We start from the raw sequence: 22,550 nt of genomic DNA, 5'->3' as shown, positions 1-22,550 counted from the left end.
CTCCGCGCGGCCGGGGCGCTTTGCGTGCCCGGAGGTCCCCGTGCTGATCCTGACCTGTCCCTATTGCGGCGTCGCCGCCGACGAGACCGAGCTGCATCCCGGCGGCGAGGCGCATCTGACGCGCGAGGGCCCCGAAAGCGATGACGCCGCCTTCGAGGGCTACCTTTTCCACCGCAAGAACCCCAAGGGCGTGCATTTCGAGCGCTGGCGCCATTCCCATGGCTGCGGCAAGTGGTTCCACGCCGCGCGCTGCACCGTCACGCTCGAGGTCTTCGGCTCCTATGCCGCCCAGACCACGGAACCCCCGCAGGAGATCCGCGAGATCCTCACCGCGCGCCGTCCCGGCTGGGACCAGGAGGCAAAGGCATGAGCACCCGTCTGGCCCAGGGCGGCCGCCTGATCGACCGCGCCAAGACCCTGCGTTTCACCTTCAACGGCCGCCAGATGAAGGGCTATGCCGGCGACACGCTGGCCGCCGCCCTCCTGGCGGGCGACCAGATGCTGGTGGGGCGCAGCTTCAAGTATCACCGCCCGCGCGGCATCCTGGCCTCGGGCGCCGAGGAGCCCAACGCGCTCGTGGGCCTCGGCACCGGCGACCGCTTCGAGCCGAACCAGCGCGCCACGGTGACCGAGCTTTTCGAGGGGCTCTCGGCGGGGTCGCAGAACCATTGGCCGAGCCTCGAATACGACATCGGCGCGATCAACACCAAGCTGGCGCGCTTCCTGCCGGCGGGCTTCTACTACAAGACCTTCATGCAGCCTCGGGCCTTTTGGAAGCATGTCTACGAGCCTTTCATCCGCCGCTCGGCGGGGCTCGGCAAGGCGCCCGCCGCCGAGGCGCGCGACCCCGATGATTACGAGCATTACTACGCCCATGTGGACCTCCTGGTGATCGGCGGCGGCGTCGCGGGACTGCAGGCCGCGCGCATCGCGGGGCAGGCGGGCCGCTCGGTTCTGCTGATCGAACAGGGGCCCGTCTGGGGCGGCCGCGCGCCCGTCGACGGCGGCGAGATCGAGGGGCTTCCGGCCGAGGAATGGGTCGACCGCACGCTCGAGGAACTCACCGCCATGCCCAACGTGCGGCTGCGCGCGCGGACGCTGGGCGCGGGGCTTTACGACCACGGCTATGCCATCGCGCAGGAGCGGGTCTCGGACCACGCGCCGGGCGCGCAGGGGCCGCGACACCGGCTCTGGCGCATCCGCGCCGAGCGCATCGTCACCGCGACCGGCGCGATCGAGCGGCCGCTGTCCTTCGCGGGCAACGATCTGCCCGGGGTCATGCTGGCCTCGGCGGTGCGCGACTACCTGGTGAACTACGCCGTCTCGCCGGGCGACCGGACGGTCGTGGTCACCAACAACGACGACGCTTATCGCACGGCGCTGGCGCTTCTGGACGCGGGCCTCAGCTTGCCCGCCATCATCGACGCCCGGCCCGCGGGCGGCGGCGCGCTCATGGCCGAGGCCGAGGCGCGCGGCATCCGGGTGCTTAAGGGCAAGGGCATCGCCAAGGCGACGGGCGGCGCGCGGATCACCGCGGTCGAGGTCTGCGCCCAGGCGGGCGAGGGCGCCTGCGAAGAGACGATCACCTGCGACGCCCTGGCGATGTCGGGCGGCTGGTCGCCGGTGGTGCACCTCTGGTCCCATGTCGGCGGCAAGCTCAATTGGGACGAGAGCGAGAACTTCTTCCGCCCCGACCCGCAGCGCGGGCCGGTCAACCACGACGGCAACGCGCATGTCGCCGTGGCGGGCGCGGCCAACGGCCACCTGGGCCTGTCGGAGATCCTCGAGGATGCGGGCAGCGCAGCGGCGCGGCTTTTCGGCAGCGCGGTGCCCGAGGCCCCCGAGGCCAGCCCCCGCGACGAGGCGCCCATGGCGCCGGTCTGGCTGATGCCGCAGGGCGCGAAACAGGCGCTGCGCGCCAAGGCCTGGCTCGACTTCCAGAACGACGTGAAGGTGACCGACGTGCAGCTCGCCGCGCAGGAGGGCTTCACCTCGGTCGAACACACCAAGCGCTACACCACGCTCGGCATGGCCACGGATCAGGGCAAACTGAGCAATATCAACGGTCTCGCCGTGCTTTCTCAGGCGCTGGGTGAAGGCATTCCGCAGGTTGGCACGACCACCTTCCGGCCGCCCTACACCCCGATCTCGCTGGCCTCCATCGCCGGCGAGGCCAAGGGTGCGCTGTTCCAGCCGGTCCGCAAGACCGCGCTGCACGGCTGGCACGAGGCCCATGGCGCCACCTGGGAACCGGTGGGCCACTGGCGCCGCCCCTATGCCTACCCGCGCCCCGGCGAAAGCGTCGAGGATGCGGTCAACCGCGAGGTCACGGCGGTGCGCGAGGGCCTCGGCCTGCTCGACGCCTCGACCCTGGGCAAGATCCTGGTGAAGGGCCCCGACGCGGGACGCTTCATGGACATGCTCTACACCAACATGATGTCGAGCCTGAAACCCGGCGCCTGCCGCTACGGGCTGATGTGCAGTGAGAACGGCTTTCTCTCCGACGACGGCGTGGTGGCGCGGCTCGACGAGGAGACCTTCCTTTGCCACACCACCACCGGCGGGGCCGAGCGCATCCATGCCCATATGGAGGAATGGCTGCAGACCGAATGGTGGGACTGGCAGGTCTGGGTGCTGAACCTGACCGAGCAATACACCCAGATCGGCGTGGTCGGCCCGAAGTCGCGCGCGGTGCTGGAAAAGCTCGGCGGCACGGATGTCTCGGCGGAGGCGCTGCCCTTCATGCGCTGGTGCGACGGAGAGATCGGAGGGCTGCCGGTGCGGATCTTCCGCATCTCCTTCTCGGGCGAGCTGTCCTTCGAGCTGGCGACGCCCGCGCATCACGGCCGCGAGCTTTGGGACAAACTTGTCGCGGCGGGTGAGGAGTTCGGCGTAACCCCTTATGGCACCGAGGCAATGCACGTGCTGCGCGCCGAGAAGGGCTTCATCATGATTGGCGAGGAAACCGACGGCACGGTGATCCCGCAGGACCTGGGCCTCAACTGGGCGATCTCCAAGAAGAAGACCGATTACATCGGCAAGCGCGCCCAGGCCCGCAGCTTCATGGACAATCCCGACCGCTGGCAGCTCGTCGGCCTCGAGACGCTGGACGGCGGCGTCCTGCCGGACGGCGCCTATGCGGTGGCGCCCGGCAAGAACGACAACGGCCAGGTGAACACCCAAGGCCGGGTCACCTCGAGCTACCATTCGCCGACGCTGGGGCGCGGCATCGCCATGGCGCTGGTGCACAATGGCCCCGAGCGCATGGGCGAGGTGCTGGAGTTCGCCATGACCGACGGCCGGCGGGTGCCGGCGAAGATCACCGGCACGGTTTTCTTTGATCCCGAGGGGGAGAAGCAGAATGTCTAACATCGCGCGCGACGGCGCCCGGGCCGAGGGCGAGGTGCTGGTCGAAGGGCAGGGTCCGCAGGGCATGATCTCCTTGCGCTGCGACCTCGGGGCGGCGGCACTGAAGACCGCGCTCGCGGGTGAGGGGCTGGCGCTGCCCGCGCCCCTGTCGCTCACCCGCGAAGGCGCGCGGGCCGTCCTCTGGATGTCGCCGGACGAGTTGATGCTGCTCTGCCCCTACGACGAAGCGCCCGCGCTTTGCGCCCGGCTCTCCGAGGCGCTCTCCGGCACCCATGCGCTGGTGGCCGTGGTCTCCGACGCCCGCGCGGCCTTCAGGCTCACCGGCGAAGAGGCGCTTTTGCGCGAGACCCTGGCCAAGCTGACGCCCGCCGACATGCGCCCCGAGGCCATGCCCGAGGGCTGCGTGCGGCGCACAAGGCTGGCCCAGGTCGCCGCCGCGATCTGGTTCGAGGCGGGCGCCGCCCATGTTCTGGCCTTCCGCTCGGGCGCCGATTACGTCTTCGGCGCGCTGGCCTACGCGGGCCGCAGCGGCGCGCGGGTGGGCCACCTCTGAGGCGACACCCCGGGGCCCCGAACCAGGCTTCCACCCGCCGGAACCACGGCGCGCGCCTGGCGTTGATCCCGTGACCGCAGGCGCCGGCTATTGACCCCGTCCTCTTGTCGGCGCACGAACGGCACTACGTCGCAGATTAACGTTTCATCGAACGAGGACTGTCATGGCATTTGAACTTCCCGATCTTCCCTATCCCCACGACGCGCTCGCCTCGAAGGGCATGTCGCAGGAGACGCTCGAGTTTCACCACGACATTCACCACAAGGCCTATGTCGACAACGGCAACAAGGCGATCGCCGGCACCGAGTGGGAAAACAAATCCGTCGAAGAGATCATCAAGGGCACCTATGACCCGAAGGCCGTCGCGCAGTCGGGCATCTTCAACAACGCCTCGCAGTACTGGAACCACAACCAGTTCTGGGAAATGATGACCCCCGACAACGTCGGCATGCCCGGCGAGCTGGAAAAGGCCCTGGTCGAGAGCTTCGGCTCGGTCGACAAGTTCAAGGAAGACTTCGCCGCCGCGGGCGCGGGCCAGTTCGGCTCGGGCTGGGCCTGGCTGGTGAAGGACACCGACGGCGGGCTGAAGGTCACCAAGACCGAGAACGGCGTGAACCCGCTGTGCTTCGACCAGACCGCGCTGCTCGGCGTCGACGTCTGGGAGCACTCCTACTACATCGACTTCCGCAACAAGCGCCCGGCCTATCTCTCGAACTTCCTCGAGAACCTGGTCAACTGGGAGAACGTCGCGGAGCGTTTGTCCAAAGCCTAAGCGACGCCGCGTAAGTCATTGACTTGCAAGCGCCTCGGCCCCTCGGCCGGGGCGTTTTTTATGGCCGGGTTCGGAACGTGACTTCTGGTTACGCGTTTTTATTCCAGCAACGGTCAAAGGAGACAGGTCATGGCAGAACGCATCAGATCCAAGGACGGCGACCGCGAAACGGAGAAGGTGCTCGGCGAGAAACCCGAGGACCTGCCCGAGGCGCCCGACCAGGCCGGACGCGCCGGCGGCGAGATCAGCCGCAAGGTCGGCACCCGCGACGAGGAAAAGCGCCGCGATGCCACATCGAACGGCCCGACGCGGCCCAAGGCACAGGATCAGGACGGAAGCGGCGACAAGGAGAACGTGTGATGGCAACGCTGACGAATGGCACCTGGGTTCTGATCGCAGACGGCGAGAAGGCGATGTTCCTGCGCAACGACGTGGACGCGATGAACCCCGATCTGAACGTCGTCCGGCTCGAAGAGCAGGACAACCCCTCGGACTACGACCAGTCGGCCAACCGCCCGGGCCGCATGGGCGACACCGGCGTCGGCCAGCGCTCGGCCTTGGATGACACCGACTGGCACGAGCTGGCGAAGGAGCGGTTCGCCGACGAGCTTTCCGAGATCCTCTACAAGCAGGCCCATGCCAAGCGCTTCGAGCGCATCGTGCTGGTGGCCCCGCCGGTGGTGCTGGGCGAGATGCGCGACAAGCTGCACCAGGAGGTCCGCGAGAAGGTGGTGGCCGAGGTCGACAAGACCCTGACCAACCACCCGCTCGACAAGATCGAGCAGCTCCTGCACGACGAGCTGGAAGCGGCCTGAGGCCTGCGCGGCGCCCGGTGTGACAGCCGGGCGCCGATTGCCTTCGCCGCCTGGCTCTGCCACACCGCTCGGGCAGGGCCGGGCGAGGAGACGACATGCAGGACAGGCAAACCGGGATCGCGGCCGTTGTGGCCGCCTGCGTGATCTGGGGCCTGTCGCCGATCTACTACAAGCTCCTGGCCGATGTGCCGCCCGACGAGGTGCTGGCCCATCGCACGCTCTGGTCCTTCGTCTTCTTCGCCGCGGTGCTGGCGGTGCAGGGGCGGCTCGGCGCGATCCGCGCGGCGCTTTCGGACCGGACGCGCTTCCTGACCATCGCCTTCGCCGCGGTGGTCATCTCGAACAACTGGTTCCTTTTCATCTACGCGATCCAGATCGGCCGGGCGACCGAGGCGAGCCTGGGCTATTACATCTTCCCGCTGGTGGCCGTGCTGATGGGCGTGGTCTTCTTCCGCGAGAGGCTGGGCCCGGCGCAGATCCTGGCGGTGGGTCTCGCGGCGCTGGCGGTGATCTTCCTGTCGGTCCGGCTTGGCGCGCCGCCCTGGCTGTCGCTCATCCTGTCCTTCAGCTTCGGGCTCTATACCGTTGCGAAGAAACGGCTGGACGTGGGGCCGGTGGTCTCGGTCACCGCCGAGGTGCTGCTTCTGACCCCGCTGGCGCTGGCCTGGCTCTGGGTCCTGCACGCGGGCCCTGAAGGCGGCACCTTCGGCGCGGACCTCAAGACCTCGATCCTGCTGATCTTTTCCGGGCCGCTGACGGCGCTGCCGCTGATCCTCTTCAGCGTCGCCTCGCGGCGCGTGGCGCTCTCGACCGTGGGGCTCATCCAATACCTGAACCCCACGCTGCAATTCCTTGTGGCCACGCTGATTTTCCGCGAACCCTTCGGCCTGTCGCAGGCCCTGGCCTTCGCGCTGATCTGGACCGCGCTGGCGATCTATTCGACCGCGAGCTGGCGCTCCGAGAGGGCGCGGCGCAGGGCCGCGACGGTGCTCTCCACATCGTCCGAGACCTGAACCGAGGCGCGGGTCTCGGCGCCCGCGAAGCCCTCGGCCACCACGTGGTCGAGCAGCGCCACCAGCGGATCCCAGTATCCCGCGACGTTCATCAGCACGATCGGCTTGTCGTGCAGCCCGAGCTGGCGCCAGGTCAGCACCTCGAAGAACTCGTCGAGCGAGCCCGCGCCGCCGGGCAGCACCACGATGGCATCGGCGTTCATCACCATGACCTTCTTGCGCTCGTGCATGGTCTCGGTGACGACGAAATGGGTCAGGTCCCGCTTGCCGACTTCCCAGCGCACGAGGTGCTCGGGGATCACCCCGAAGGTTTCGGCGCCAGCCGATTGCGCGGCGCGCGCCACGCGGCCCATGAGCCCCACGTCGCCGGCGCCGTAGACCAGCCGCCAGCCGGTCTGGCCGATGGCGCGTCCCAGCGCCTCGGCGGCTTCCGCATAGGCCGGGCGGGCGCCGTCGCGGGCCCCGCAATAGACGCAGATCGAGGCTTGTTGCATTGCAGTGACTCCGGGATTGCGAGGCTTTTGACCGGCTATAACGGCGTTGCTATACACGCTCAACTGACCTTGGCTGTCTTTCAGGGTCTTTCGGCATGCGCCGACATGTCTTGGGGATGGGACGAAAATGACAACAAAAGCGGGCCTTTCCGGACCGGGTGGTGCCGTCTTCCTGGTGGCCGGCGTGCTGGCGCTGGCGCTTGGCGGGCTTTACGCGACAGGGCAGCTGGACCCGCTTCTGGAGCGCGAGGCCGGGGCCGAAGTTGGCGCGGCGGACGGGTCTGCGACGGGTGCAGAGGACGCGCCCGCGCCTGAGACGGAGACCGCAGCCACGCCTGAGAGCCCGGCGGAGGCCCCCGCAGCAGAGGGGGCGGAGAGCGCCGAAGCTGACGCGGACACGGACGCACAAGACACACCCACCGAAGACGCGACCCCGGACACCACCGAAGAGGCCGCGACCGACGAAGACCCCGCCGCCGACGACAGCGCCAGCACCGAGACCCCGCCCAGCTTCGATCTCGTCCGCGTCTCGCCCGACGGCAACGCGGTGATCGCCGGGCGCGCGACGCCGGGGGCGCTGGTCACGCTCTACCTCGGCGGCGCGCACGTGGGCGAGGCCGAGGCGGATGCCTCGGGCAGCTTCGTCTTCCTGACCGACCTCGGCACCAGCGCGGCGCCGCGCGTGCTGACCCTCTCCGAGCGCCCCGAGGGCGCCGAGGAGGAACGCTTCGCCGAGGCCGAGGTCATCCTTGCCCCCGCCGCCCAAGTGGCCGAGGCCCCGGAGACCCCGGAGGAGGCGGAAGAGGTCGCGGCGCTGGAAAGTGCCGAGGCGGGCGATGAGATACCTACCGACGGTGCGGCTGCGGACGGCGGCACGACCGAGATGACGGAGGAGGCGACACCTGAGGCCGAGAGCCCCGAGACCTCCGAGCAGGTGGCCGCGGCGGATGATGCTCAGGCCGCCGGAGCGATCTCGACGCAGAACGCGCAGACCGGTGCAGCGGCCACGACGCCGGGCGTTTCGACGACGGGGGATGGCGAGACGGAGCAGGCCGACGCTATGGCTGCGGCGGACGTTCAGGACGCGACCTCGAAAGCTGAGACTGACGAGACCACTTCCGAAACCGAAACGGCCGCTGCAGGATCGGAAGCGGACATCAACGGTAGCACGGCGTCGGAGCAGAGTGCTGCGAGCGACGGGGACACCACCGGTTCTCAGACAACTCAAACGCCTGACGCGAGCGACGCGACCCAAACCGCTAAAGCGCCCACTGGCAGCGAAGACCGCGCGACAGGCGAGGACGCCCAAGTCACGGCCGAAGCACCCCAAACGACCGGCGACGGCCCGGCGCAGAACGCCGAGGCGGGGGATGACAGCGCCCAGAGCGGGACGGGCGAGACCGCAGAAGCCACCGCTGCAAGCACGGGCGACGACGCCGCCACGGTCTCGCCGGGCACCACCGCCGAGACAGACACCACCACCGACACCGCCGCCAATACCAACACCACAACCGACACCACCCCCGGCCAGCCCCAGCCAACCGAGGCCCAGCCCCAGGTCGCGCTATCCGCCCCGGAGGCCCCGCAGGCCTCCGCCGGCAGCGCGCCTGTCGCGGATGACGCCCCGGCACCGGGGGCGGCGCCGACCGCCGTTCTCCTCTCGGGCCCCGAGGGCGTCGAGGTGGTCCAGCCCGCCACCGAACCCGCCCTGCCGCCCGAGGGCGAGTTCGTGGCGCTCGACGCGATTTCCTACGACGACAGCGGCGCCGTCTCGCTTGCGGGGCGCGCGACGCCGGGGGGCAGCGTGCGCATCTACCTCGACAACCGCGAGATCGCGCTGACCGATGTGGGCGAGGCGGGCCGCTGGCGCAGCAAACTGCCCGAGACCGGCGCGGGCACCTATACGCTGCGGCTCGACCGGGTCGACGGAGAGGGCCGGGTGCTGGCGCGCATCGAAAGCCCCTTCCAACGCGAGAGCCGCGCGGCGCTCGAGGCGGCATCGCCGGGCGAGGACGCGCCGGTCTACGCGGTGACCGTGCAGCCCGGCAACACCCTCTGGGGTATCTCGCGGGAGCGCTACGGCGAGGGCATCCTCTACGTGAAGGTCTTCGAGGCCAACCGCGGGCAGATCCGCGACCCGGACCTGATCTACCCCGGGCAGGTCTTCGCGCTGCCGGAGTAGGCGGCGCGGGATGGGGGGAGGCTGCGCGCTGGCGGTAAGCCCGCGGCCAGCTTAGGCGTTGGAGCTCTACACACACGGGACGTCAGCAAGCGGGTCGAGGGCGCTGCGGCACGCCTTCAGATCACCACACCACAAACACCCTACCTCGGCAGCGGGTCGTCCTCGGGCTGACCGGCATTGGCCAGCCAGTCGCGGAAGGCGGCGAGGGCAGGGGTCACGGGCCGGCTGTCGGGCCAGGCCAGGTGATAGGCCCCGAGGCTCGCGGGCTCGGCCTCGGCGGCCAGCACCAGCCGGCCGCGCGCGCGGTCCTCCTCGCTCAGGTAGTCCGGCAGAAGTGCCACACCGAGCCCGTGCAGCGCCGCCTCGAGGATCGTGGTGAACTGGTCGAAGGAGGTGCCGGGCAGAGCGCCGGTCTGCATGCCCTGCGCCGCGAACCAGCTCTCCCAGGCCTTGGGGCGCGTGTCGATATGCAGAAGCGGCAGGGTCGCCAGCACCCGCAGGCTCACCGGCCCCTGCGGCAGCACGCCGGGCGCGGCCACGGGCATCACCCGCTCGGGGCGCAGCATCAGCCGCTGGGTGCCGGGGCGCGCATCGGTGCCGTATTCGATCGCCGCGTCGAAGCCCTCGGCGTCGAAATCGGGCGGCCGCAGCCGGGTGGTGAAATTGATCGTCACTTCCGGGTGGCGGCGGGTGAAATCCGGCAGCCGGGGCACCAGCCAGCGCATCCCGAAGGACGGCAGGATCGCCAGCGACAGCGAGCCCGCCCGCGAGGGCATCCGCAGGCTGAGCGAGGCTTGCGCGATGCGGTTCAGCGCGGCGCGCACCTCGGTCGCATAGCCGCGCGCCTCGGGGGTGAGCGCCAGCGCCCGGCCTTCGCGGCTGACCAGGCTGACGCCCAGCTGGTCCTCGAGGGTGCGGATCTGCCGCGAGATCGCGCTCTGGCTCAGGTCGAGCTCGCGCGCGACCGCCGCCGCGGTGCCGAGCCGGTCCAGCGCCTCGAGCGCGCGCAGCGCGGGCAGGGGCGGCAGAAGCCGCCGCGAGAGGGGGGATGCTTGCGTTTCCTGCATCTTTACTTGCGGGATAGTCGCTTTTTATTGCCGTGCACGCAAGATAGCCTTCGCGCAAATTGTCGGAGGAGTCGATATGAAAGACCTCGAACAAACCCCCGAGCTCAAGGCCAAGGACGCGCCGAACCTGGGCTCGTTCGATTGGGAAGATCCGTTCCGCCTGGTGGACCAGCTCGAAGAAGACGAGCGCATGATCGCCGAAAGCGCGCGCACCTTCGCCCAGGAGAAGCTGCAGCCGCGCGTGCTGGAGGCCTTCGAGAAGGAGACCGTCGAGCCCGGAATCTTCCGTGAGATGGGCGAGATGGGCCTTCTGGGCACCACCGTCCCCGAGGAATACGGCGGGCTGGGTGCGGGCTATGTCTCTTACGGGCTTGTCGCCCGCGAGATCGAGCGCGTGGACTCGGGCTACCGCTCGATGATGTCGGTGCAGAGCTCGCTGGTGATGTATCCGATCTACGCCTATGGCACCGAGGCGCAGCGCAAGAAATACCTGCCGAAGCTCGCCTCGGGCGAATGGATCGGCTGTTTCGGCCTGACCGAACCGGACGCGGGCTCGGACCCCGCGGGCATGAAGACCCGCGCCGAGAAGACCGCCAATGGCTACAAGCTGACCGGCTCGAAGATGTGGATCTCCAACTCGCCGATCGCGGATGTCTTCGTGGTCTGGGCGAAATCCGAGGAACACGGCGGCAAGATCCGCGGCTTCGTGCTGGAAAAGGGCATGAAGGGCCTGTCGGCCCCGAAGGTCGGCAACAAGATCTCGCTGCGCGCCTCGGTCACCGGCGAGATCGTCATGGAGGGCGTCGAGGTCGGCGAAGATGCGCTCCTGCCCAATGTCGAAGGCCTCAAGGGCCCCTTCGGCTGCCTCAACCGGGCGCGCTACGGCATCGCCTGGGGCGTCATGGGCGCCTCGGAGTTCTGCTGGCAGGCGGCGCGCGGCTACGGGCTCGACCGCAAGCAGTTCGGCAAGCCGATCGCCCAGACGCAGCTGTTCCAGAAGAAGCTCGCCGACATGCAGACCGAGATCGCGCTGGGGCTGCAGGCCAGCCTGCGCGTCGGCAGGCTCATGGACGAGGCCAAAGCCGCGCCCGAGATGATCTCGATCATCAAGCGCAACAACTGCGGCAAGGCGCTCGACATCGCGCGCATGGCCCGCGACATGCACGGCGGCAACGGCATCTCGGCCGAATTCCAGGTGATCCGCCACATGGTCAACCTCGAGACGGTGAACACCTACGAGGGCACCCATGACGTGCACGCGCTGATCCTGGGCCGGGCGCAGACCGGACTGCAGGCCTTCTTCTGAGGCCCTGGGTTGCGGTCCGCGGGCCGCGGCGACATCTTGGCGGCGCGGGGTGAAAACCTCGCGCCGTTTTCATGAAGGAGATCAAAGGCATGGATGCAGCGACGCGGGTGCACGAGGGATTTCTGGAGCGGGTGCGATCGGGCGGGCTGCCGGATCTGCCCGAGGCGCAGATCGACCGCGACACGCTGCTGACGCTCTGGCGCGCCCAGCTCATCTCGCGTCACATGGACCGCGCCGGGCGCTGGCTGCAATCGCGGGGGCAGGGGTTCTACACCATCGGCTCCTCGGGGCACGAGGGCATGGCCGGCGTGGCCCTGGCGCTGTCGGTCGAGGACCCGGCCTTCCTGCATTACCGCGACGGCGCCTTCCAGGCGGCCCGGGCGCTGCAGGCGGGTCATGATCCGATCATGGATTTCGCGCTCTCCTTCGCGGCCTCCTCCGAGGATCCGATCTCCGGCGGGCGGCACAAGGTGCTGGGCTCGCGCGCGCTGAACATCCCGCCACAGACCTCGACCATCGCGAGCCACCTGCCGAAGGCGGTGGGCAGTGCCTTCGCGCTGGGGCTGAACAAGCGGCAGGGACGCGCGGAGAACCGGCTGGCCTTCTGCTCTTTCGGCGATGCCTCGATGAACCATTCGACCGCGCTCGGCGCGCTCAACACCGCCGGATGGACCGCCTGGCAGGGCGCGCCGCTGCCGCTGATGTTCGTCTGCGAGGACAATGGCATCGGCATCTCGGTGAAATCGCCCGAAGGCTGGGTCGAGGCGGTGCTGCGCGGCCGTCCGGGGCTGAGCTACGCCCAGGCCGACGGCTGCGACGTGGTCGCGGCCTATGAAGCGGCGCAGCGCATGGCGGGCGAGATCCGGCGCGGCCGGCGGCCGGGGCTCCTGCATCTGACCTGCGTGCGGCTCTATGGGCACGCCGGGGCGGATGTCGAGAAAGCCTATCGCCCCGAGGCCGAGATCCTCGCCGAAGAGGCCCGCGATCCCTTGCTCTTCACCGCGCGGCGGCTGCTTCACGCAGGACTTGAAGAAAGAGATATTGTTCAGTCTTACGAGGACGTTGAAGGCCAATGCTTCAGCGCCGCTGAAAGCGCCGCGACGCGGCCGCGGCTCACCTCGGCGGCCGATGTGAAAGCCGCCTTGCTGCCGCCGAAGCGCACACTGCCGAAGTCCAACACGCCGACGCCCGAGGACCGCAAGGCCGCTTTCGGGCCCGCCGACATGCGCGCGCTCGGCGAGCGGCAGCCGATGAACAAGCTCATCAACCTCGGTCTTTCGGACCTGATGCTGGAGCACCCCGAGATCGTCATGGCCGGCGAGGATGTCGGCAAGAAGGGCGGCGTCTACGGCATCACCCGGGGCCTTCAGGCGCGCTTCGGCGCGATGCGGGTCATGGACACGCTTCTCGACGAACAGTCGATCCTGGGGCTGGCCATCGGGCTCGGCCAGCAGGGCTATCTGCCGATCCCGGAGATCCAGTTCCTGGCTTACCTGCACAACGCCGAGGACCAGATCCGCGGCGAGGCGGCGACGCTGCCGTTCTTCTCCAAGGGCCAATACGCCAACCCCATGGTGCTGCGCATCGCGGGGCTGGGCTACCAGAAGGGCTTCGGCGGGCATTTCCACAACGACAACTCGCTGGCGGTGCTGCGCGACGTGCCGGGCATCGTGATCGGCTGTCCCTCGGACGGCGCCGACGCGGTGCGCATGTATCGCGAGGCAGTGCGCCTGGCGCGCGAGGAGGCCCGCGTGGTGGTCATGGTCGAGCCCATCGCGCTTTATCCCATGCGCGATCTTCTGGAGGATGGCGACGGCCTCTGGATGCGGGACTACCCGGAGGCCGGCGAGACCGCGCCGCTGTCCGAGCCGCGGCGGCTGGGGGACGGCACGGACCTTGCCATCGTGACCTATGGCAACGGCACGTATCTGTCCGAACAGGCGCGCCACGATCTGGAGGCTTCCGGCGTCTCGGCGCGCGTGGTGGACCTGCGCTGGCTGGCGCCGCTGAACGAGGAAGCGATCCTGCGCGAGATCGAGGGCTGCGGCGCGGTGCTGGTGGTCGACGAATGCCGCCGGACGGGCTCTCAGTCCGAGGCGCTGATGACCTTGCTCTCTGAACAGAGCGCGCTGCCGCGGGCGCGGGTGACGGCCGAGGATTGCTTCATCGCCACCGGGCCGGCCTATGCCGCGACGCTGCCGTCGCGCGAGGGCATCGTCGAAGCCGCGCGGGCGCTTCTGGGCTGACCTTCGGCAGACGCGCAGGTCCACGCGCACGAAATCCGCCGCCGCGACCCGACAGGGGGCCTTCGCGGCGGCGCGACACGGGGGTCCGTTTCCACCCTGGCTTGATTCGTATAATCAGTATTATGTTAAATACAGAATCCAGAACCTCCGATAATGGCCTGAATTTCTTGCGACTGTGCAACGGAACTCCCCCGGCGTCACCCTGAGCGGCCCGCATATGGCGGAATAACTGGACTCCTTTTTCCGCCCTTCGCTACAACTCTGGGGCCGAGCCTTGGGGAGACAGGATGACTTCGAAACCGACCGTGGAGCAGCCAGCGGACTCGCTGGAGACGCGCCTTCTGCGCCTGACCCATTGCGACCGGATCGAGGAAGTCTGGACCGCGCATCTCGAGGCCATGGCGCTTTATGGCTTCGACCGGCTGCTCTACGGCTTCACGCGCTTCTGGTCCGGCTACAGCTTCGGCGATCCCGACGACTTCCTGGTGCTGACCAATCTCGACCCGGCCTATACCGAGCGCTTCATCGGCGAAGGCATGTATCGCGAAGCGCCCATGGCCCGCTGGGCGCTGCACAACGAAGGCGCCTGTTCCTGGAGCGTGCTGCAACAGATGAGCGATGCCGGCGTGCTCAGCGACACCGAGCGCAAGATCATCGAGTTCAACCGCACGCATGGTCTGACCGCGGGCTATTCGATTTCCTTCCGCTCGGTCTCGCGCCGCTCCAAGGGCGCGATCGCGCTCATGGCGCGCGACGGCATGAGCCAGGCCGAGGTCGACGCGGTCTGGGAGGCCCATGGCGACGAGATCCAGCTGTTCAACAACATCCTGCATCTCAAGGTGCTCACCCTGCCCTACACGCCGCCCAACCAGATGCTGACGCCGCGCCAGCGCGAGGCGCTGGAATGGGTCGGCGACGGCAAGACCACGGCCGATATCGCGACCATCATGGGGCTGACCTCGGCGACGGTGGAAAAGCACCTGCGGCTCGCCCGCGCGGCGCTGAACGTGGAGACCACGGCCCAGGCGGTTCTCAAGGCCGCCTTTCAGAATCAGATGTTTGTCGTCGATCTGGACGCGCACCAGACCTAAAGGTCAGGAATTCCAGACTATCGGGAATCGCGGTTAATCTGGCAACTTATACGTGTCCCGTGAGTGATGGCCCTTTGGCCAGGGACAGGAGGTGCGTAAATACCCCTGTAATTTCAGGGCTCTACGATGCTTCTAGAGGCGAAAGCTTTCCCGTCGCAGGCTCGAATTTCCGGGCATGCGCGGGGCCCGACCGGCCTTACTCTCATCCCCAATGTCTTGGGCCGGTCGGGGAAACCACTTGTTCAACCAAAGGGTTGGGCGCGATCGTTGACCACGACACGCGAAAAGGCCGCCGGGCATCCCCGGCGGCCTTTCTTCATCTCACAACCCTCGCGGGTGGCGCGGACTTAGCCGCCCTGGGCCGCTTTCGCGACCTCGGCTGCGAAGTCCTCTTCCTTCTTCTCGATGCCTTCGCCGACCTGCATCCGGATGAAGCCGGTGATCTCGGCGCCGGCGTCCTTGGCCGCTTCGCCGACGGTCTTGTCGGGGTCGATGACAAAGGCCTGGCCGAGCAGCGTGACCTCGGCGAGGAACTTCTTCATGCGGCCCTCGATCATCTTCTCGATGACCTGCTCGGGCTTGCCGGATTCGCGCGCGATGTCGATCTGGATCTGGCGCTCCTTCTCGACGATGGCGGGGTCCAGATCGGCCTCGGAGAGCGAGGCGGGGTTCGCCGCGGCGATATGCATCGCCACCTGGCGGCCGAAGGCCTCGTCACCGCCGGTCGTGGCGACCAGCACGCCGATGTTGCCCATGCCCTCGGTCGCGGCGTTGTGGATGTAGGAGGCGACGGCGCCGCCCTCGATCTTCTGCATCCGGCGCAGGGTCATGTTCTCGCCGATCTTGGCGATCTTGTCGGTGATGACCTCGGAGACCTTCTTGCCGCCGACCTCGGCCTCGGCCAGCGCCTCGACGCTGTCCTGGTTCAGGGCGGCCTTGGAGATGTCGGCCACCATCGACTGGAACTCGCCGTTCTTGGCGACGAAGTCGGTTTCGGCGTTGATCTCGACGGCGACGCCGGTGCCACCCTCGACGGCCACGGCGACGAGGCCCTCGGCCGCGGTGCGGCCCGACTTCTTCGCGGCCTTGGCCAGGCCCTTGGTGCGCAGCCAGTCAACGGCGGTGTCCATGTCGCCATCGGCCTCGGTCAGCGCCTTCTTGGCATCCATCATGCCTGCGCCGGTCATTTCGCGCAGTTCTTTCACCTGTGCAGCAGTGATCGCCATGTCGGCTCTCCTCAATCTCGGATCAGTTTCCGGGCGGCTCCCCCTGGGGTGTGCCGCCCGGTCAATGCAATCGGTCCGTGACAGCGCCGTGACGGCGCCGTGCAGGGATCAGGATTCCGCGGGGGCCTCGGCGGCGGCCTCTTCGGCGGGCGCTTCTTCAAGCGCGCCCAGGTCGACGCCTGCGGCCTCCATCTGGCCGGACATGCCGTCGAGCGCGGCGCGGCTGGCGAGATCGCAGTAGAGCGAGATCGCGCGCGCGGCGTCATCGTTGCCGGGGATGATGTAGTCCACGCCCTCGGGCGAGCAGTTGGTGTCGACCACGGCCACGACCGGGATGCCGAGCTTCTTGGCTTCCGCCACGGCGAGCTGCTCTTTCTTGACGTCGATGACGAAGAGCAGGTCCGGCAGGCCGCCCATTTCGCGGATGCCGCCGAGCGAGAGGGTCAGCTTTTCCTGCTCGCGCTCCATGCCCAGGCGCTCTTTCTTGGTGAGGCCCTCGGCGCCGCCTTCCATCTGCTCGTCGATCGACTTCAGACGGTTGATCGACTGCGAGACGGTCTGCCAGTTGGTCAGCGTGCCGCCGAGCCAGCGGTGGTTCATGTAGAACTGCGCGCATTTCTCGGCCGCCTCGGCGATCGGCGCCTGTGCCTGGCGCTTGGTGCCGACGAAGAGCACCGAGCCGCCCTTGGCGACGGTCTCGCGGATGACGTTCAGCGCCGCGTCCAGCATGGGCACGGTCTGCGTCAGGTCGACGATGTGGATGCTGTTGCGCTCGCCGTAGATGAACTCGCCCATGCGGGGGTTCCAGCGCTGCGTCTGGTGGCCGAAGTGAACGCCAGCTTCGAGCAGCTGACGCATGGAGAACTCGGGAAGAGCCATGCCGTTTTCCTTTCCGGTTTACGCCTTGGCGGGGCAAGAGGGCGCGGAGTGCGCCAACCGGTGGACACCTGGGGATGTCTCCCCCAAAGGCCCGACCCCGCCTGCGGGATTGAATGGATGCGCGCTTACACCGCCCGGCACGGCTTGGCAAGGGGCCGGGGGTGGTTTTCGCCGCTCAAGGCGGCAGGCTGCCGGAAGGGGCGCAAGGGGCCACCCGGGCCCCCTGCCCTCAAGCCTCTTACAGGAACACCCGCTCGACGAACCAATAGGCCCCGACGAGGCCGATGGCGGCGGAGGCCGGCACCGCCACGAAGGTCTGGTAGGCGTTCAGCTTGTCGACATTGGTCGCCGCCAGGAGGCACAGGAGCGACAGCGCCGCCAGCGGCACCAGGAAGAGCGGCGCGGAGACCTCGAAGGCGGCCAGCACCTCGGTGTTGTTCAGAAGCACGCTCAGCGCCACGAAGACCAGCGCCAGCACCCCGTAGAAGACCTGCCCGGTGCGGTCGTTGAAATCCAGCGCATCGACGCGCAGCGCCACCCAGACCACCAGGAAGGCCACGGCGATCACCGTGAGCTGGCCCAGCTCCACGCCGATGTTGAAGCCCAGGAGCGCCGGGATGAACTGGCCTGGCGGCAGGCCGAACTCGCCCAGGACGCTGGCGAAGCCCAGCCCGTGCAACAGCCCGAAGATGAAGACCACCAGCGGTCGCCAGCGCGAGAACCCGCGCGAGAAGATGTTCTCGAAGGCGACGAAGACGATCGAGGCCGCGATGATCGGCTCGACGATGCTGCCGGGCACATTGACGATGCCGAGCGCGCCAAGCGCCAGCGTCACCGTATGGGCCAGGGTGAAGGCCGAGACCTGCCAGAGCAGCGGGCCGAATTTCGGCGTCAGGAAGAAGAGGCCCAGGACAAAGAGGATATGGTCGAGGCCCATGGGCAGGATGTGTTCGAAGCCCACGGGAATGTAGCTCAGGAAGGCGCCGAGCCCGCTTTGTGCGCCGCCGCCCGCGAGCGCGATGGGCTCGGAGGGTGTGCCGCCTTCGAGGTAGCCAGTGAAAGGCGCCTCGACGCCCTGCTGGCGCAGGACCAGCATGCCCCAGTCGGCGGGCCAGGTGACGGTCAGGCTCTGGGCACCCTCCGGCAGCGGCGCGGAGAAGCTCAGCGCCGTGTCGCGCGGCAGCTCGGTGTTGCCGACCGGGCCCGGGGCGATTTCCGTGAGCTCCAGCGCCACCGCCTCGCCGCCGGCGGTGATCTCGATCCGATCCGCGATCTCAGCCGCGCGGGCCTCGATCTCCTCGGTCAGCGCCTGTGGCTCCAGCGCCCGCAGCGCGTCGATCCGGTCGGTCTCGTCCAGGGTGTCGGTATCGGCCACCCCTTCGAGGTCGGCGCCCGCCAGGATGGCCTCGGCGTTCAGCGTCACCTCGAGGCTCAGGCCCTCGGGGGTGGTGGTCAGATCGCCCACCGCCGGGCGCACCTCATGGGCTCCGGCGAGCCCCGCTGTCAGAAGGAAGAAGAGAAGGCTGAGACACCGAAGCATGACGCAAGAACCTGTTCAAAAAAAATTGCCTGCGCCAAGACTTGGGGCTGGGGCTGCATTGTCAATAGCGCAGGCGGCAGGGGCCCGCCGGAATTGCCCGGAATCGCGCTTGCGGCGCGGCGCGGCTTTGGCCAAAACCCGGGTATGAGCCAGACACCCGACATTCTGTGCATCGGATCGGTCCTCTGGGACGTGATCGGACGGTCGCCCTCGCATATGGAGAAGGGCTCGGACGTGCCGGGCCGGATCATCCGGCTGCCGGGCGGCGTGGCGCTGAACATCGCCATGACGCTGGTACGCTTCGGCATGCGGCCCGCGCTTCTGAGCGCGGTGGGCCGCGACGCCGAGGGCGAGGACCTGGTGCGCCAATGCGCGGGGCTGGGCCTCGAGACGGCGCATCTCTACCGCTCCGACGACCTGCCGACCGACCGCTACATGGCGGTCGAGGGGGCCAACGGGCTGATCGCCGCCATCGCCGACGCCCATTCGCTGGAAGCAGCCGGGGCGAAGATCCTGCGCCCGCTGCGCGAGGGGCCGCTCGGGGATGGGAATGCGCCCTACTCCGGGCCCGTGGCGCTGGACGGCAACCTGACCAGCACGCTGCTCGAGGAGATCGCGCATGACCCGCTGATGGCGGCGGCCGACCTGCGCATCGCGCCGGCCTCGCCGGGCAAGGCCGAGCGGCTCCTGCCCTTCCTGCGCGCGGGCCGGGGCACGCTTTACGTCAACCTCGAAGAGGCGGGCATCCTCTGCCAGACCCGCTTTGCCGAGGCCTCCGAGGCCGCGCGGGCGCTGATCGCGCGCGGCGCGGAACGCGCGCTCGTCACCGACGGTTCGGCGCTGGCCGCCGATGCCGATGCCCACCAGGTCCTGACCCGCGAGCCACCGCGCGTGCTGGTCACACGGGTGACCGGCGCGGGCGACACCTTCATGGCGGCGCATATCGCGACCGAAGCGGGCGGCGCGGACCGCGAGGCCGCGCTGAGCCGGGCGCTGAACGCCGCCGCGCAATATGTATCCGGAGACACCCCCTCATGAGCCTTGTGCATCTGTCCGCCCCCGTCGCCGCCGCGCTAGAGGCCGGAAAGCCGGTGGTGGCGCTGGAATCGACGATCATCACCCATGGGCTGCCGCGCCCGCAGAACCTCGAGGTGGCGCGCCGGATCGAGACCACCGTGCGCGAGAACGGCGCCGAGCCCGCGACCATCGCGGTCCTCGAAGGGAAGCTCTGCGTCGGGCTCGAGGACGCGCAGCTTGAGTGGCTCGCCGATGCCGAACGGGTGGCCAAGCTCAGCCGCGCCGACATGGCGGTCTGCATGGCCGAGGGGCGCACCGGGGCGACCACCGTGGCCGCGACCATGATCGCCGCGCGCATGGCGGGCATCGAGGTCTTCGCCACCGGCGGGATCGGCGGCGTGCACCGCGGCGCCGAGCAAAGCTTCGACGTCTCTGCCGACCTGCAGGAGCTGGCGCGCTCGCCGGTGACCGTGGTGGCCGCCGGGGCCAAGGCGATCCTCGACCTGCCGAAGACGCTCGAGGTGCTGGAAACCCTCGGCGTGCCGGTCATGGCCTATGGGCAGGACATGCTGCCGGCCTTCTGGTCGCGCTCGGCGGGCCTGCGGGCGCCCTTGCGCATGGACAGCCCCGGGGTAATCGCCCGGGCCCATAGGATGCGCCGCGAGATGGCGCTTGATGGCGGGCAGCTCGTGGCCAACCCGATCCCCGAGACGGCCGAGATCCCGCGCGCCGAGATGACGCCGATGATCAGTCGCGCCATGCAGGACGCCGCCGATCACGGCATCACCGGCAAGGAGGTCACGCCCTACCTCCTCCAGCGCATCTATGAGCTGTCCGAGGGCCGCTCGCTCGAGGCGAACGTGGCGCTGGTCCTCAACAACGCCGCCCTCGGGGCCCGGATTGCCGCGGAATTGGTCGCAGAGCGTCCCTGAGGGGCCTTCCGCGCCGGAAAGCCGTTGTAGTTCGCGCGGCGGCGTCTTAGCTCTGTCCCGGGGACAGGGGTAATTTGGGAACATGACCGAGCCTTTTGACACCAAACCGCCGAAGCCGGGACTTCTGTCGCGGCTGCGCGCGTCCTTCCTGACCGGGATCGTGGTCATCGCGCCGGTCGGGCTGACCATCTGGCTGATCTGGACGGTGATCGGCTGGATCGACGCCTTCGTGCTGCCGCTGGTGCCGGCCCGCTTCAATCCCGAGGAATACATCGGCATCAACCTGCGCGGCATCGGGGTCATCTTCCTGTTGCTGTTCACGATCCTCGTGGGCTGGGTCGCCAAGGGGCTGATCGGCCGCTCGCTGATCCGCTGGGGCGAAAGCCTGGTCCTGCGCATGCCGATCGTGCGCTCGGTCTATTCCGGCGTGAAGCAGATCGCCGAGACGGTCTTCGTGCAGTCCGAACGCAGCTTCGAGAAGGCCTGCCTGATCGAATATCCGCGCAAGGGCATCTGGGCGATCGGTTTCATCTCGACCGACACCCGCGGCGAGGTGGCCGACAAAGCGGTGACAAGCGGCGGGCTGGTGTCGGTCTTCGTGCCGACGACGCCGAACCCGACCTCGGGATTCCTGCTGTTCTTCCCCAAGGAGGACGTGATCGAGCTCGACATGACGCTCGAGGAGGCGGCCAAGCTGGTGATCTCGGCGGGGCTGGTCTATCCGAACTCCAAGGATCCGACGCAGCCGCCCGCCCAGCAGGTCGAGCCGCCCGCCCGCGCGGCGGAGTGACGGGCGGAGGCTGGGGCTTTTGAGGCGACGCTTGGAGGCTTCTGGGGCCTGCTGAGACCGTTTCCTCGAAGGCCGAGATTTGCCCTCACAAACGCCGCGCCGACTGCCGAGGCGCACCTCTTGTCTCAGACACACCGGATCACCCGGCCCCGCGCCCTGTCCTTCAGTTGAACATGGCCACCAGGTCCGCGGTCTGCCGATGGCCCAGGTCGTCGCGGTGCTCACTCAGGAACCGGTCCGCCGCCGCGCGGCCGGCGTCGCGCAGCTGGCCGATCAGCGTCGGCACCGGCACCATCTTCGTCGCGACCGAGAGATCCGTCATCAGGTCGTCGTCGGCGATCATATGCACCAGCACGTTCTTCATCCGCCCCGGCAGCACCGAGCCGTCGGCCAGGAGTCGCTGCACGAATTCCACCGCGCGCAGCTCCTTCAGGAGCGCGGAGTTGAAGCTGATCTCGTTGATCCGGTTGTGGATCTCGGGCGCGGTGGTGGGCAGCGTCTCGCGGATCAGCGGGTTGATGTTCACGATCACCACGTCGTCGGGCAGATCCTTGGCGTAAAGCGGGAAGAGCGCGGGATTGCCGGAATAGCCGCCGTCCCAGCAGTATTCCGGCTTGCCCGAGATCGGGCAGGTCACCTCGACCGCCTGGAAGAGCGTCGGCAGGCAGGCCGAGGCCAGGATCGCCTCGCGGGTGATCGCCTCGCCGGTGAAGACCCGGATCTTTCCGTCGCGCACGCTGGTGGCCCCGACAAAGAGGCGCGGCCCCCCTGCCCCGCAGACCCCGCCGAAGTCGAGCTGATCGACCACCGGCGCCAGCGGATTGCGGTAATACGGCCCCCAGGCATAGGGCGAGATCACGCGGTTCGCGGTGTCGCCGATCGCGTAGCCCGGCGAATATTCCAGCGCCAGCGAGGTGATGCCGGGATGCGGCAGCCAGGCGTTCATCCAGTCCGGCAGGCCCAGCGTCTTGACCTGGGTGACCTCGTTCCAAAGCCAGGCGAGCCTCTCGCGGGCGCCTTCGCGGCCGCCGGCCTGCCAGCCGCATTTCAGCGCCGCGCCGTTCAGCGCCCCCGCCGAGGTGCCCGAGATCGCGGCGATCTCGACCTCCTCGTCCTCGAGGATCCGGTCGAGCACGCCCCAGGTGTAGGCGCCATGCGCGCCGCCGCCCTGCAGGGCCAGGTTGATGCGTTTGGTCATGGCGTCGCCCCTTCCTGCCTGCTGGAACGGGAGCTAATGCCGCAGCGCGGCATTGCAAGG

20 protein-coding genes are annotated in these 22,550 nt (G+C 68.6%); 14 read left to right on the top strand and 6 right to left on the bottom strand.

Annotated features, from left to right (window positions below; translation table 11 throughout):
• Positions 1-40 precede the first annotated feature (40 nt).
• The 7 genes from LR948_RS05345 (at position 41) to rarD (ending at position 6,522) form a co-directional block, all read left to right on the top strand.
• Entirely contained in the window at positions 41-370 is a 330-nt protein-coding gene (locus LR948_RS05345) for a sarcosine oxidase subunit delta (RefSeq protein WP_232752945.1), read from the top strand.
• Positions 367-3,369, top strand: coding sequence for a sarcosine oxidase subunit alpha family protein (locus LR948_RS05340; protein WP_232752944.1), 3,003 nt, complete (start codon positions 367-369; stop codon positions 3,367-3,369). The genes LR948_RS05345 and LR948_RS05340 overlap by 4 nt, the downstream gene beginning before the upstream one ends.
• Positions 3,362-3,922 carry a sarcosine oxidase subunit gamma gene (locus LR948_RS05335; protein ID WP_232752943.1) on the top strand — a complete coding sequence of 187 codons (561 nt, stop codon included), beginning with the start codon at positions 3,362-3,364 and terminating at the stop codon, positions 3,920-3,922. The genes LR948_RS05340 and LR948_RS05335 overlap by 8 nt, the downstream gene beginning before the upstream one ends.
• Positions 3,923-4,085: 163 nt before the next feature.
• Positions 4,086-4,694: a superoxide dismutase gene (locus LR948_RS05330; protein ID WP_232752942.1), complete on the top strand. Its 609-nt coding sequence runs from the start codon at positions 4,086-4,088 to the stop codon at positions 4,692-4,694.
• 129 nt (positions 4,695-4,823) lie between these two features.
• On the top strand, positions 4,824-5,054 hold the full coding sequence (locus LR948_RS05325; protein ID WP_232752941.1) for a hypothetical protein: 231 nt from the start codon (positions 4,824-4,826) through the stop codon (positions 5,052-5,054).
• Positions 5,054-5,509, top strand: a complete 456-nt coding sequence (locus LR948_RS05320) for a host attachment family protein (RefSeq protein WP_232752940.1) — start codon at positions 5,054-5,056, stop codon at positions 5,507-5,509. Before LR948_RS05325 ends, LR948_RS05320 begins: the two co-directional genes overlap by 1 nt.
• 95 nt (positions 5,510-5,604) lie before the next feature.
• On the top strand, positions 5,605-6,522 hold the full coding sequence (gene rarD / locus LR948_RS05315) for an EamA family transporter RarD (RefSeq protein ID WP_232752939.1): 918 nt from the start codon (positions 5,605-5,607) through the stop codon (positions 6,520-6,522).
• On the opposite strand, the gene LR948_RS05310 is transcribed toward rarD, so the two are convergent.
• Positions 6,444-7,016 carry a TIGR00730 family Rossman fold protein gene (locus tag LR948_RS05310; RefSeq protein WP_232752938.1) on the bottom strand — a complete coding sequence of 191 codons (573 nt, stop codon included), beginning with the start codon at positions 7,014-7,016 and terminating at the stop codon, positions 6,444-6,446. The two genes, rarD and LR948_RS05310, sit on opposite strands and share 79 nt — an antisense overlap.
• A gap of 127 nt (positions 7,017-7,143) precedes the next feature.
• Between LR948_RS05310 and LR948_RS05305 the strand changes: the two genes are divergently transcribed.
• Positions 7,144-9,198: a LysM peptidoglycan-binding domain-containing protein gene (locus LR948_RS05305; RefSeq protein WP_232752937.1), complete on the top strand. Its 2,055-nt coding sequence runs from the start codon at positions 7,144-7,146 to the stop codon at positions 9,196-9,198.
• 140 nt (positions 9,199-9,338) lie between these two features.
• On the opposite strand, the gene LR948_RS05300 is transcribed toward LR948_RS05305, so the two are convergent.
• Positions 9,339-10,265 carry a LysR substrate-binding domain-containing protein gene (locus tag LR948_RS05300; protein WP_232752936.1) on the bottom strand — a complete coding sequence of 309 codons (927 nt, stop codon included), beginning with the start codon at positions 10,263-10,265 and terminating at the stop codon, positions 9,339-9,341.
• A gap of 76 nt (positions 10,266-10,341) precedes the next feature.
• On the opposite strand from LR948_RS05300, the gene LR948_RS05295 reads away from it, so the two are divergent.
• The 3 genes from LR948_RS05295 to LR948_RS05285 all read left to right on the top strand — a co-directional run bounded on the left by LR948_RS05295 (position 10,342) and on the right by LR948_RS05285 (position 14,908).
• Positions 10,342-11,571 (top strand): acyl-CoA dehydrogenase, encoded by a 1,230-nt coding sequence (locus LR948_RS05295; RefSeq protein ID WP_232752935.1) that lies wholly within the window; start codon positions 10,342-10,344, stop codon positions 11,569-11,571.
• 89 nt (positions 11,572-11,660) lie between these two features.
• Positions 11,661-13,817, top strand: a complete 2,157-nt coding sequence (locus tag LR948_RS05290; protein WP_232752934.1) for a thiamine pyrophosphate-dependent enzyme — start codon at positions 11,661-11,663, stop codon at positions 13,815-13,817.
• A gap of 287 nt (positions 13,818-14,104) precedes the next feature.
• Complete coding sequence (locus tag LR948_RS05285) at positions 14,105-14,908, top strand: LuxR family transcriptional regulator (RefSeq protein ID WP_232752933.1); 804 nt, start codon at positions 14,105-14,107, stop codon at positions 14,906-14,908.
• Between the two features lie 347 nt (positions 14,909-15,255).
• Here LR948_RS05285 and tsf read toward each other — a convergent pair whose 3' ends face one another.
• The 3 genes from tsf to LR948_RS05270 all read right to left on the bottom strand — a co-directional run bounded on the left by tsf (position 15,256) and on the right by LR948_RS05270 (position 18,553).
• Positions 15,256-16,134: a translation elongation factor Ts gene (gene tsf / locus LR948_RS05280; protein WP_232752932.1), complete on the bottom strand. Its 879-nt coding sequence runs from the start codon at positions 16,132-16,134 to the stop codon at positions 15,256-15,258.
• Positions 16,135-16,242: 108 nt separating this feature from the next.
• A complete protein-coding gene (gene rpsB / locus LR948_RS05275) occupies positions 16,243-17,013 on the bottom strand; it encodes a 30S ribosomal protein S2 (protein ID WP_232752931.1) in 771 nt (256 codons plus the stop codon).
• Between the two features lie 238 nt (positions 17,014-17,251).
• Positions 17,252-18,553, bottom strand: coding sequence for a HupE/UreJ family protein (locus tag LR948_RS05270; RefSeq protein WP_232752930.1), 1,302 nt, complete (start codon positions 18,551-18,553; stop codon positions 17,252-17,254).
• 144 nt (positions 18,554-18,697) lie between these two features.
• Here LR948_RS05270 and LR948_RS05265 point away from each other — a divergent pair, with 144 nt between their 5' ends.
• From LR948_RS05265 to LR948_RS05255, 3 genes are all read left to right on the top strand, one after another.
• Positions 18,698-19,591, top strand: a complete 894-nt coding sequence (locus LR948_RS05265; RefSeq protein WP_232752929.1) for a PfkB family carbohydrate kinase — start codon at positions 18,698-18,700, stop codon at positions 19,589-19,591.
• The gene (locus tag LR948_RS05260) at positions 19,588-20,502 is read left to right on the top strand and encodes a pseudouridine-5'-phosphate glycosidase (protein ID WP_232752928.1); all 915 of its coding nucleotides are present in this window, start codon (positions 19,588-19,590) and stop codon (positions 20,500-20,502) included. The genes LR948_RS05265 and LR948_RS05260 overlap by 4 nt, the downstream gene beginning before the upstream one ends.
• Positions 20,503-20,584: 82 nt before the next feature.
• The gene (locus LR948_RS05255) at positions 20,585-21,292 is read left to right on the top strand and encodes a DUF502 domain-containing protein (protein ID WP_232752927.1); all 708 of its coding nucleotides are present in this window, start codon (positions 20,585-20,587) and stop codon (positions 21,290-21,292) included.
• A 163-nt stretch (positions 21,293-21,455) separates the two neighbouring features.
• On the opposite strand, the gene LR948_RS05250 is transcribed toward LR948_RS05255, so the two are convergent.
• A complete protein-coding gene (locus LR948_RS05250) occupies positions 21,456-22,490 on the bottom strand; it encodes a patatin-like phospholipase family protein (RefSeq protein WP_232752926.1) in 1,035 nt (344 codons plus the stop codon).
• Positions 22,491-22,550: the final 60 nt, after the last annotated feature.

It is taken from the genome of Roseivivax sp. GX 12232, assembly GCF_021272185.1.
In the GTDB taxonomy this organism is placed as follows: Bacteria; Pseudomonadota; Alphaproteobacteria; order Rhodobacterales; family Rhodobacteraceae; genus Roseivivax.
This window is presented reverse-complemented; position numbering and strand designations above follow the sequence as displayed.